This window comes from Rhizobium sp. BK591 (assembly GCF_014195045.1).
GTDB classification, from domain to species: domain Bacteria; phylum Pseudomonadota; class Alphaproteobacteria; order Rhizobiales; family Rhizobiaceae; genus Rhizobium; species Rhizobium anhuiense.
The window spans coordinates 179,899-191,660 of record NZ_JACIAZ010000010.1; the positions used below are offsets into that span (position 1 = coordinate 179,899).

General features: G+C 58.6%; 11 protein-coding genes and 3 pseudogenes. 6 read left to right on the forward strand and 8 right to left on the reverse strand.

The features are described from left to right. Position 1: 1 nt before the first annotated feature. The 7 genes from FHX10_RS32740 to FHX10_RS32765 form a co-directional block, all read right to left on the reverse strand. Positions 2-631, reverse strand: coding sequence for an NTP transferase domain-containing protein (locus tag FHX10_RS32740; RefSeq protein WP_132575139.1), 630 nt, complete (start codon positions 629-631; stop codon positions 2-4). A gap of 6 nt (positions 632-637) precedes the next feature. Continuing rightward, positions 638-1,597: an XdhC family protein gene (locus FHX10_RS32745; protein ID WP_132575137.1), complete on the reverse strand. Its 960-nt coding sequence runs from the start codon at positions 1,595-1,597 to the stop codon at positions 638-640. Continuing rightward, on the reverse strand, positions 1,587-3,785 hold the full coding sequence (gene paoC / locus FHX10_RS32750; protein WP_132575135.1) for an aldehyde oxidoreductase molybdenum-binding subunit PaoC: 2,199 nt from the start codon (positions 3,783-3,785) through the stop codon (positions 1,587-1,589). The genes FHX10_RS32745 and paoC overlap by 11 nt, the downstream gene beginning before the upstream one ends. Positions 3,786-3,790: 5 nt before the next feature. Then, positions 3,791-4,741, reverse strand: a complete 951-nt coding sequence (locus FHX10_RS32755) for a xanthine dehydrogenase family protein subunit M (protein WP_132575133.1) — start codon at positions 4,739-4,741, stop codon at positions 3,791-3,793. Next, positions 4,738-5,376, reverse strand: a complete 639-nt coding sequence (gene paoA, locus FHX10_RS32760; RefSeq protein WP_132575131.1) for an aldehyde dehydrogenase iron-sulfur subunit PaoA — start codon at positions 5,374-5,376, stop codon at positions 4,738-4,740. Before paoA ends, FHX10_RS32755 begins: the two co-directional genes overlap by 4 nt. Before the next feature lie 434 nt (positions 5,377-5,810). Beyond that, positions 5,811-6,011 (reverse strand): hypothetical protein, encoded by a 201-nt coding sequence (locus tag FHX10_RS35370; protein WP_312862935.1) that lies wholly within the window; start codon positions 6,009-6,011, stop codon positions 5,811-5,813. A gap of 2 nt (positions 6,012-6,013) precedes the next feature. Next, a complete protein-coding gene (locus tag FHX10_RS32765) occupies positions 6,014-6,511 on the reverse strand; it encodes a tripartite tricarboxylate transporter substrate binding protein (protein WP_312862936.1) in 498 nt (165 codons plus the stop codon). On the opposite strand from FHX10_RS32765, the gene FHX10_RS35735 reads away from it, so the two are divergent. Then, a complete protein-coding gene (locus FHX10_RS35735) occupies positions 6,487-6,897 on the forward strand; it encodes a transposase (protein ID WP_132575129.1) in 411 nt (136 codons plus the stop codon). The two genes, FHX10_RS32765 and FHX10_RS35735, sit on opposite strands and share 25 nt — an antisense overlap. A 235-nt stretch (positions 6,898-7,132) precedes the next feature. On the opposite strand, the pseudogene FHX10_RS35740 reads toward FHX10_RS35735, so the two are convergent. Next, a pseudogene (locus FHX10_RS35740) lies at positions 7,133-7,589 on the reverse strand (GNAT family N-acetyltransferase). Positions 7,590-7,762: 173 nt separating this feature from the next. On the opposite strand from FHX10_RS35740, the pseudogene FHX10_RS32775 reads away from it, so the two are divergent. The 5 genes and pseudogenes from FHX10_RS32775 to FHX10_RS35385 form a co-directional block, all read left to right on the forward strand. Continuing rightward, positions 7,763-8,747: pseudogene (locus FHX10_RS32775) on the forward strand (IS3 family transposase); the annotation flags it as partial. Between the two features lie 82 nt (positions 8,748-8,829). Then, a complete protein-coding gene (locus tag FHX10_RS32780; RefSeq protein ID WP_132575127.1) occupies positions 8,830-9,093 on the forward strand; it encodes a transposase in 264 nt (87 codons plus the stop codon). Beyond that, positions 9,090-9,443, forward strand: coding sequence for an IS66 family insertion sequence element accessory protein TnpB (tnpB, locus tag FHX10_RS32785; RefSeq protein ID WP_020051466.1), 354 nt, complete (start codon positions 9,090-9,092; stop codon positions 9,441-9,443). Before FHX10_RS32780 ends, tnpB begins: the two co-directional genes overlap by 4 nt. A gap of 68 nt (positions 9,444-9,511) precedes the next feature. Beyond that, positions 9,512-11,071 (forward strand): IS66 family transposase, encoded by a 1,560-nt coding sequence (gene tnpC, locus FHX10_RS32790; protein ID WP_132575125.1) that lies wholly within the window; start codon positions 9,512-9,514, stop codon positions 11,069-11,071. Positions 11,072-11,436: 365 nt separating this feature from the next. Beyond that, a pseudogene (locus FHX10_RS35385) lies at positions 11,437-11,628 on the forward strand (integrase core domain-containing protein); the annotation flags it as partial. Between the last annotated feature and the right edge of the window lie 134 nt (positions 11,629-11,762).

Genomic DNA, 11,762 nt, shown 5'->3' on the forward strand with positions numbered 1-11,762 from the left:
ATCAGTCGGCTTCCGGCTGCGCGCCAAAAGCAAATAGTTGCTCTGTGGTGTCGATGTCCATCTTTGCGCTCACGCCGATCTCAACGTCGATTACGTCGAGAGCAGACTGCGAAATTATCGCACGAGCGCCGTTGTCACCACGAAGACCTTGGAGTGCCGCAAAGGCCGAGCGTGGGAAAATAACAGGATTGCCCGGGACCCCGTCGCATGCCGCTCGGACGATGGCCTTGGCACTGCTCGTCCGAAAAGCACCAATGAGCGTGACGAGGTCCTTTGTTTTGAGTAGCGGCATGTCTGCAAGCATGATCATGATGCCATCGGGATCGAAATCGGCGGCGCGCCTGACGCCGAGCACGATCGAACTTGCCATGCCATCAGCGTAGTGGAAATTTCTTACAACGCTCAATTCGAGCCCCGCAATTTCGGCCTCGATGTCAGTACCTCGATATCCGGTCACCATCACGACCGAGCCACTCTCGCAACCGGTCGCGGCCAAAGCAGCCAAGCGAACTAGGGTCACGCCACGAAATCGCGCCAGGAGCTTGTGTCCGGAGCGCTCCATTCTGCTCGATCTCCCTGCCGCTAGGACAACGACCGCAACCGAAATCAGCGCATTCTGGAGCGGTGCCATGGTGCCTCACGCGTAGATGGACAAACGGGTAGCTGCAACATCGGCCAAAATGGACAGGGCAAGTGAGTTGGCGTCACGAGTTGGTCCGAACATACCGATCGGCGCTTTTATCCGATGAATTTGCGCCTTCGGGAACCCGGAACTGTCGAGCCTATCGACCCTTTTGCGGTGGGTGCGGGTGCTTCCCAATGCACCGATGTAAAACGCGTTCGAGCGCAGTGCTGCGTGGAGAACCCTCTGCTCCGCATCGAGGTCGTGGTGGAGAAGAACTACGGCGGTGTACTGATCGATATCGGGCAGGCCACTTTCCCTTGTCGTGTATGCGACGACCTCATGCCCGGATGAATTGGCGATAGAAGCGACCCGCTCGGCCTCGACGCTCTGACCGGAGATCAAAACACGCGTGCGGGGCCGATAAATTGTTTCGAAGCCGTCATCGACACAGCCGGCCCTTTCCGGCGGTTCAATAATCTCAAGCTGTTCTCGTGATCTCGTGTAGCGCAGGCCCGCACTCCGGCGTTGGTCAAGCTCTGCAAGGACCTGGCTCAGCACCTTAGTGCCGTGCAGCACGTGAATCGACACCGTGATCCCGCCACCACACGGCAGGACAATATCGAAAAAGGGAGAGCCTTCTCCGTACTTAACCTCCCGGTCTTTGTTTTCACTGAGCGCGTCGAGCGCCTCGGCAGCAACCGCCGCTTCTATGCAGCCACCGGACACATAGCCACAGAAACGGCCATCAGCCGCAATGACGACGTGGGATCCGAGTGCGCGCGCGGCTCCTCCCCGGATTTCGACCAGGGTGGCAAGCGCCACCCTGCCCCGAGCAAGCTCCCTGATCGCAAAGCGAAATATCTCTTCCACATCATCAGTGAGCAACGATCGGACCGGCGTCGGCCTTACTACAGCTTCGCTGACCTCGTGCGGATGGATATCCGGGAGTGCGGTGATATCCTCATGCAACATCCGGCAACCCGCCTATGATTTTGTCGAGGGTCATAGGATAGTGACGCACTCTCACCCCGGTAGCGTTATATATCGCGTTCGCGACGGCGGCCGAAACACCACAAAGTCCGAGTTCGCCAACGCCCTTGGCCTTCATCGGCGACGACATCGGATCTGCCTCATCCATGAACACCACTTCCTGGTGGGGAATGTCGGCATGGACAGGAACTTCATAGCCCGCAAGATCGTGGTTGACGAAGAAACCCTGCTTGGTATCGACCGCTAGTTCCTCGGACAGGGCTCCCCCTACCCCCATCGTCATGGCACCGATGACCTGGCTGCGAGCAGTTATGGGGTTGAGGATTCGGCCGGCGGCGCAGACTGCCAGCATACGCCGAATGCGCGTTTCACCCGTGGCGACGTCGACGCCGACTTCCACGAAGTGGGCACCAAAGGTCGACTGTTGATGCGTGTCAGCCAGATCACCCCATTCCATATTGTCTTCGCCAATCAGCCCGTCGGGACCGGCTGCTTCGGCGAGTGCGACCGAACGGTCGCCCGATCGTACCTGTCCATTCTCGAACACCGCGTCATCCGTGTTGAAGCCGAGTTTCTGTGCTACCGCCTCACGGAGCTTCACGCACGCGGCATAGACGCCCGACGTGGAACAGTTCGCCCCGAACTGCCCGCCGGAACCCGCTGAAACCGGAAACCGCGAGTCGCCGAGCTGAACGGCCACCCGATCCACCGGGAGACCCAGCATCTCAGCCGCCGTCTGCGCGATGATGGTGTAACTGCCTGTACCTATATCCGTCATATCGGTTTCGACCGTTGCTATCCCGTCCGCGCCGAGCCGAACCCGGGCCGCAGACGGGAGTAGAAGATTGTTCCGGAAAGCCGCTGCGACACCCAAGCCGATGAGCCAATTTCCTTCCCGACGCGAACCTGGCTTCCCGCGTTGGCTCCAACCGAAGCGTTCCGCGCCGAGCTTGAGACATCCGACCAGGTTCCGCTGTGTGAATGGTCGTTCGGGCTTCTCAGGATCGACCTGAGTATCGTTGAGAATGCGGAATTCGACAGGATCGACGCCCACTTTTTCGGCGATCTCGTCGATTGCGATCTCGAGCGCCATCAATCCGGGTGCTTCGCCCGGCGCTCGCATCGCATTGCCTTCCGGCAGGTCAAGTGTGGCCAACCTCATCGCCGTCATGCGATTCTCGCCGGCGTAAAGCAGCCGGGTTTGATTGACTGCCGTTTCCAGCTGGCCTCCCTTCTGGTCGCCAGACCAGCTTTCATGGGCAATCGCGGTGATCTTTCCAGCCCGGGACGTGCCGATGCGGATACGCTGGATGGTCGCTGGCCGATGGGTCGTGTTGTTCGGCATGAAAGGACGCGGCAGCGCGACCTTGACCGGTCTGCCTGCGGCCTTTGCTCCGAAGGCGGCCAGCACGGCATCGGCTCGCAGAAACAGCTTGCCCCCGAACCCGCCGCCGATGAACGGCGACATCAGATGAATATTGTCCTTGTCTATGCCAAGAGTGGTCGCCAGATCGGATCGCCACCAATCAATCATCTGGCTGGAAGTCCACACGGTCACCTTCTCGCCGTCCCAAGCGGCGATCGAAGCGTGCGGCTCCATCATCGAGTGGGACTGGTCGGGGGTCGTGTAGGACTGGTCCAAGGTCACGGAGGCGTTCTTGAAGACCCCCTCGAAATCGCCGACGGCTGTGTCGGGCTGCTGCTTCTCGTCGGGCTTGACGGCGCTGTCCTTGGCCTTCGCCAGGTCGAAACTCCCCATCGCGGTTTCGTAATCGATCTTGATGAGCGAAGCGGCAAAGCGCGCTTGCTCAAAGGTTTCGGCGACCACCACCGCCACCGCCTGGTGATAGTGCTGGACTTCATCGCCTCCGAAGAGATTGGCCGTGTTGAACTTGCCCTTTTCGCGCTTTCCCACGTCCAAAGTGGTCACAACCGCCAGAACGCCGGGGGACCGCTTTGCGGCATCGGTGTTCATTGACCGGATACGGCCCTTAGCGATCGAGGAACCGACTGGATAACCGTAGGCATAGGGGACCTTCGGATCATGCCACTCATAGGCATACATCGCTCGGCCGGTCGTCTTCAGTTGCCCGTCAATGCGGGGGATGGGCTGTCCGACGACCTTCATTTGATCGATGGGATTGTTGACTGCTGGTGTGTCGAATTTCATGGTCGTTATCCCCTTGCCTCTGCGATCACCGAGCCGATCGTTCGTTCCACGAGCGTCACCTTGAAGCGATTTTGCTCCGTTGGGCGTGCGTCGGCGAGCAGTGCCGCGCTCGCGGCTTTTGCCCCGCTCTTCAGCTGCTGGTCCCCTGACTCTGTCCGCCATGGCTTGTGAGCGATGCCGCCGACAGCAACGCGGCCGGTTCCATCCGGTTCGATCACTGCGGCGACGGACACGAGCGCAAACGCATAAGAGGCGCGATCGCGCACCTTGCGATAGATATGCTTGCCGCCAATCGGCTTGGGAAGCGTTACTGCAGTTATGAACTCGCCGGGCTCAAGCACTGTCTCGATGTGGGGCGTATCGCCCGGAAGCCTGTGGAAGTCTGCGATTGGGATCGATCGGCTACCGCCGTCTCCTTTGACTGTTTCGACCGTCGCGTCGAGCGCCCGCATTGCGACCGCCATGTCGCTGGGATGGGTGGCAATACAAGATTGGCTGCTTCCAACGACTGCATGCTGGCGGGAGAACCCACCGATTGCAGAACATCCACTGCCCGGCTGCCTTTTGTTGCAGGGTTGATTGGTGTCGTAGAAATACGGACAGCGTGTGCGTTGTAGGAGATTGCCGGCCGTGGTTGCTTTGTTTCGCAGCTGGCCGGACGCGCCGGCGACCAGAGCGCGCGTAAGCAAACCGTAATCCCGGCGGACGGTTGGGTCACTTGCCAGATCGGTGTTGCGGACCAAAGCGCCGATGCGCAGGCCCCCTTCGGACGTCGGTTCAATTTTATCGAGGCCAATGCCGTTTACGTCAATGAGGTGCGGGGGCTGCTCGATTTCGAGCTTCATCAAGTCCAGAAGATTGGTCCCGCCAGCGATGAATTTCGCTTCCGGATTGGCTGCTGCCGCTTTCGCTGCGGCCTGTACCGTCGTGGCTCGCTCATAGGTGAAGGGTCTCATGCTTTGATCCCCCCAACTTCAAAGATTGCGTCGAGAATGTTGGAATATGCGCCGCATCGACAGATGTTTCCGCTCATTCGCTCCCTGACTTCCCCAGCGGTAAGTTCAACCTTTGCCGAGATGTCTTGAGTCACGTGGCTAGGGATATTCGATTTGATTTCTTCCAACACCGCCACGGAGGAACAGATCTGTCCGGGGGTGCAGTAACCACACTGGAAGCCGTCGTGTTTGACGAATGCGGCTTGCATCGGGTGAAGGTCGCCGGGTTGTCCGAGGCCTTCGATGGTTGTGACCTCGTCACCCTCGTGCATGACAGCCAACGTCAGGCAGGAATTGATCCGACGTCCGTCCACCATCACGGTGCATGCGCCGCACTGGCCGTGATCGCAGCCCTTCTTCGTGCCTGTCAGATGAAGGTGCTCGCGTAAGGCATCGAGCAAGGTCGTACGATTGTCGACCTCGAGATCGCGCACCTCGCCGTTCACCTTGAAGGAAACGCTTGTGTTGAAGTTCACTTCTTTCCCCGAGGATTGTGCCGCTGCCCCTTTTGCAGCAACTCCAGTAACGGCGAGTGCCGCCGCCGAAGAGACAAGCAAGTCTCGACGTGAAAGTTCCAAATGTGAGTGATCTCTCATCTCCAGCTCCATTCGTTGCTGATGGCCTGGCGCATTCCGAGAAACGCCGTCTCCCAACGTAGGGCAGCTGAAAAAGATGATTAGGTACGATATCTTGCTAACGGTTATCGAACACGCTCATCAATCGGACGCGATAACGAGCAACCGGCGACGGCATAGATTCGCTGACCACGTGCCCGGCATGCTCATCGGATGAGCGCCCCCGTCAGCGGTATAGACCAACCAATGGACGAAGCTCGCCTCACAACCTGCGGGGCCGAGCGCGACGCTCGCAATTTCGGAGGCTTTAGCCATCCTGCCTGCCGGCGCGATTCAGCGTTCATGGTGTTCCTGAGTTGGCTGATCGGCAACGCACGAGATCGATTAACGCCCGTTCTGAGTTCGTGTGGCGTGAGCGTGTGCCCGGGCCAGATGCCCGGACACACCATTTGAATTCAGCCGTCGAGCTTGATGTTCAGCGAACGGATCAGAGGCTGCCAGGTGGCTTTATCGCTTGCCCATCGCTGAGCCATGGTTTCTGGAGGCATGTCGAGACCAAGCTCGGCATAGCGGGTCTTCACCAACGGGTCCTGCAAAGCCTTGCCGAGTGCCTGAGACAGGGTTGCGACCACGTCGTCCGGCGTAGCCTTGGGCACAATCAGCGAGTGCCAAGCCCCAGCCTGAAGCCGGGCACGCCCTGCTCCGCCATCGTCGGAACGTCAGGAAGCACCGTCAGGCGCTTTTCCGAGAAGACCGCGATCGCTCGAATTTTGCCATCCTTGATTTGCGAATTGGCCGTCGTGTAGTCGATCACGATACTGTCAACAATACCGGCCAGGACGTCATTCAACGCGGGAGCCATGCCCTTGTATGCCACGTGCTTGAGATGCGCGTTTGCGTCGCGGGCGAGACGCTCCATCGCGAGGTGGAGTGGCGTGCCGATCCCGGGGCTTGCGTGAAGGATCGGTTCTGGCGCACCCCTAGCTTTATCCAGATATTCGGCGGCTGTTTTAATCGGCGAGTTGTTTGGAACGCAAAGCAAGAGATTGATGCCGGCGTACATTCCGACCGGGCGGAAATCTCGGTCAGGGTCGTATTGGATTTTAGGGTAGACGACCGGATTGATGATCAGTGTGCCATTGTCCGCGCTCCCCACCGTGTACGGAAGATCGGGGTCATCAAGCGATCAACCTGAGCGCAGTGGATGCACCACATGCGCATAAAGTCCTACCCTGGGTGCATCGGCTCTTCTCCAACTTCAAGAGATGGAGCTACGGAACCTACCATGGCGTCCGCGATAAGCACTTCGACATCTACGCCAACGAGTTCGTCTTACGTCGGAATCGCCGACGGCATTTCCAGACCAACGTCGATACCAGCCTTGGTCTCGGACAGCGAATCGGCCGATCAACCTGGCGCGATATCGTCGGCGACACGCGGGAATGGAAGACCGCACACGAGGACCAGATTCTCGACATGGTCCGGCCCGAGAGGCTCGACCGCGCCAAGGACTACGCCGTGGAACACGGTTGCGGTATTTAGACGCCCTCGACGAGGTCAGACGGCAGGAGAAGCGTTGGCGGTACGGACGAAGGAAACCGAAGCGCTCCGCGTTCCCGCCGAGGCGGATGGGCGAGGAGAGGAACACGAGGCGGTACGTCCACCCACCACGCCTAGCACCAACGGAGATCGCGAAAGGCTATCTCCGCCATATTCCCGTTGGCTCGAAGATCACGGGTGGTCGGACCGCCTCACCGCACACGGCCGACACTATGCTTTAGGCCTCAGAGGACAATACGCTTAACTTATGCGGGCCGACATCACGTTCCAAAACGCTCCAGCCAAAAGCGGTGTAAAAGGTTTCCAACTCTTGATGGCAGCATATGTACGAGACCCGATATCCGAGATCGGCAGCAGCTTTTGCCGCTGCATCGACGAGTGATTTTCCTCCCCCACGTTTGCGTTAATTCTCCTCCACCCAAACGGCCGCTATCCATGGCTTGTATTGTTGCCGCTCCTCCAAATCGCAATCGATGAGGAAGGCTGATCCGAGATAGCCGCTTTCGTCATGAGCAACGAGCGCCGTCGGAAGAGCGATCACCGACCATTTCGGTCAGATGATGTGTAATGTCGGAAAGATGAAGACCCGCGTCTTTCCACCACGCATTCCATATCCGAACAGCTATAATTGGACCGAAATTTTGATGGTGCCGATAGTCCGCAACCTGATGCATCTAACACTCCTCCTGCAGGGGTGTCTTCGTAGTGCATGTAAAATTTCAACCACTGCATGCGCTGAATCGGCAACGGCACGTTAAGCGCCACATCAAGCTGAACGGTAGTCCTCCCCGCGAATAAGGGGCTTCAAAAGTAGAATTTTCTCGGCAAGATGCTCGAGGAGATTTTGATGAAGAAGAGCCGATTTACCGAAGCCCAAATCATGGCTGTGTTGCGCCAGGCGGAAGGCGGTGTCCCCGTACCTGAGCTTTGCCGGGAGCATGGCATCAGCAGTGCCAGTTTTTACAAGTGGCGGGCAAAGTATGGGGGCATGGACGCCTCGATGATGAGCCAGATGAAGGCTCTTGAGGACGAGAACCGTCGATTGAAGCGGATGTATGCCGACTTGAGCATGCAAGCCGATCTGCTGAAGGAGGCTCTCGGAAAAAAATGACGCGGCCATCTCAGCGCCGAGAGCTGGCCGAGAAAGTAGTGGCGCAACGCGGTGTAAGTATCGCGCTGGCATGCAGGACATTTGGCGTCAGCGAGACGTGTTATCGGTATGGTCCCCAACGTAATTTCGACAACGATCAGCCGATCTGCTGCTTGGGCTTGTGAAGGTGAAGAAGACCTGGGGATTCGGTCTCTGCTTCCTGTATATGCGCAATGTCCAGGGCCATCGCTGGAACCACAAACGCGTCTACCGCATCTACCGGGAGCTTGAGCTGAACCTCAGGATCAAGCCCCGGCGGCGGCTGAAGCGCGAGAAGCCAGAGGAACTGGCGGTGCCCGAAGCGCCGAACATGATCTGGTCGATGGACTTCATGGCGGATCGCTTGGCGGAGGGTCGCCAGTTCAGGCTTCTGAACGTGTTGGACGACTTCAACCGAGAGGGACTGGGGATCGAGGTTGACTTCTCACTTCCTGCCGAGCGGGTCGTGCGCAGCCTCAACCAGATCATCGAATGGCGGGGCAAGCCGCTGGCAATCAGGGTTGATAATGGCCCTGAATATGTCAGTTCGAAACTGGTCGAATGGGCAGAGACCCAAGGCATCGCATTGAACTACATCCAGCCCGGCAAGCCTCAGCAGAACGCCTATGTCGAGCGCTATAACCGAACTGTTCGGCATGAATGGCTCGATCTGTATATTTTTGACAGCATAACGGAGGTGCGTAACCGGTGTTCCGCTCCCACGTTGTCCTCGCCGCCCTGATCTGTGATCGCCTATTCCATGGACGAGCAACGGGAGTTTCTCCATGGAGAGTACATTGGAGGTTCTCACGACCAGGAAGTCTGGGCGTGAGGTTCACCGGCACTGGCCGGACGAGGTGAAGGCGCAGATCGTTTCGGAGAGTCTTCGGCCCGGCGCGATAGTGAACGAGGTCGCAGAGCGGTATGGATTAAAGCCGAACCATCTCTCGACTTGGCGAACGATGGCGCGGCAGGGCAAGCTTGTACTGCCTGCACCCGAGGACGCCAGGATCGCCGCTGTCGCGCGTGCTTGCGCGGTTCCGGCATGATCTTTCCATCGAACCGCGTGCGGATCATGGTGGCAACCAAGCCCGTCGACTTCCGCAAAGGCCACGATGGATTGGCGGCGCTGGTAAAGAACGAGCTGCATAAGGACCCGTTCACGGGGACAGTCTTCATATTCCGGTCACGCAAGGCCGACCGGTTGAAGCTGATCTATTGGGATGGCAGCGGTCTGGTGATGGCCTACAAGCGGCTGGAGGAGCACACGTTCACTTGGCCAGATATCCGGGACGGTCTGATGACCCTGGGGCATGCCCAGTTCGAGGCGCTGTTTGCGGGGCTCGACTGGCGTCGGGTCCGTTCTGTTGAGGCAAGAGCCCCGACCGCAATCGAATAGGTGCGACACGATGACTCGGGCCACAAATCCGAGCGGCGAGACGAGGCACAATTTGATAAACTTCCGGCATGTTGGACGCCGCCGATTTGCCGGACGATATTGTTGCCTTGAAGGCGATGCTGATCGCGGCGCAAGCGCGTGAAGTCCGCAAGGATGATCGGATCGAACGGCTGGAGAAGCTGGTCGCCGCTTTCAAGCAGGCTGCCTTCGGCCGCAAGTCAGAGAAGGCCGATCCCGAGCAATTCGATCTCGCATTGGAGGACCTGGAGACAGCCATAGCGGCCATCCATGCCGAAGATGAAGCCGATAGCCCCTCGGGCAAACCGAGCCCCAAATCTCGCGCCGCCAATCGTGGCTCTCTTCCCGCACACCTTCCTCGTGTCGAAGAGGTTATCGAGCCGGAGAGCTTGATCTGCCCGTGTGGCGGCGGCCTGCATTGCATCGGGGAGGACGTGTCCGAGCGGCTGGATGTCGTCCCGGCTCAGTTCCGCGTCATCGTCACCCGTCGTCCCAAATACGCCTGCCGTGCCTGCACCGACGGCGTATCGCAGGCTGCAGCACCTGCACGACTGATCCATGCAGGATTGCCGACCGAGGCGACCATCGCGCATGTGCTGGTGTCCAAATATGCCGATCATTTACCTCTATACCGGCAGGCCCAGATCATGAGCCGTCAGGGGATTGATCTCGACCGCTCAACACTCGCCGACTGGGTTGGTCGGGCTGCTTTCGAACTGCGTCCGGTCTTCGACGCCTTGATTGCCGACCTGAAACGGTCAACGAAGCTGTTCATGGACGAGACCCGTGCACCGGTCCTCGATCCCGGCTCCCGCAGAACCAAGACCGGATACTTCTGGGCGCTGGCCCGTGATGACCGACCGTGGGACGGAGGTGCGCCGCCGGGGGTAGCCTTCACCTATGCACCCGGTCGCGGCGGGCTCCATGCCGAGCGGATATTGCAAGGATTCACGGGCATCCTTCAGGTGGATGGCTACGCCGGATATAATCGGCTGATCGCGCCGGATCGCGTAGGGCCGAACATCCAACTTGCCTATTGTTGGGCGCATGCTCGTCGCAAGCTGGTCGAGATCACCCGCACTGGGCCTGCGCCGATTGCCGAGGAAGGTGTTAAGCGCATTGGCGAACTCTATCTGATCGAGGCAGAGCTGCGTGGTCTTTCCGCAGAAGGTCGATTGGCCGGAAGGCAAGCACGGTCCGCGCCTTTGATCGCAGACATGTGGACCTGGCTCACGCTTCATCGTGCCCGTGTCGCGGGCAAGTCGCCTCTCGGCGAAGCGCTCGCCTACATGGCCAAATATTGGGATGGCCTTTGCTGCTTCCTGATCGACGGTCGCATCGAGATCGACAACAACAGCGTCGAGAGAACTATCCGGCCGATAGCCCTCAACCGCAAAAATGCTCTCTTCGCCGGACACGATGCCGGAGCAGAAAACTGGGCGACCCTCGCCTCGCTCATCGAAACCTGCAAGCTCAATGCCGTCGAGCCGCTGGCCTATCTGAGCGCCACGCTGACCGCCATCGTCAACGGCCACAAGCAGAGCAAGCTCGATGAGCTGCTGCCGTGGAAACTCCGAAACACTAGGGGTTTTGCTCGCTTCGCCCAATGATATCAGCCCGTTGGCAAGTACCGGTCGCTGGCACGATGTCGAGCTTGTCCCCGACCTTGAAGCCATCACGAGGCGTCCCGATCTCAAACTGGTATCTACACGGCAAGGACTCCCCGGTGGGGGTAGTCCTTGAAAAAGATAGGTCCGCCATCGTTATGACCGTCACGCCACGACGACTGACTTCCTCTTCCCAAACGGCCTCTATTGTCGCAACGGAACGCTCAAAATGATGAAGTCGCCATAGATAAAGGCCAAGAATGGCGACGCAGATCACCAATCCAATCAAAGGGAATATAACCTTCATCACCGCGAGTTCTCGCGTCACCTTTGGATCGTAAGTTTGTCTAAGCATCACAACCCAACCCTACATTGAGCGCAACTATGGAGGGTTGGTTCGATCTTTGCAATGGATGAACGTTCTGGGCTGTGTGATGCGGACATCGCTTACGGAGGTGCAGGAGATCGCCACGGAGTGGCTTTGGACGTATAACCACGAACGGCCCAACATGGGCATTGGCGGCATCACACCCGCTCAGAAACTGAAAATGGCCGCGTGAATTCTACCGCTGAACCCCGCTAAAACGGGGAGGACTACCGAACCACCTGTGAATGCAAATATTCTGCGGAACGCCAACAGAGACTCTTTGGAGAGAATCGGCTCGTTAGTGCTTCAAGAGTTCGGATCAAAGAC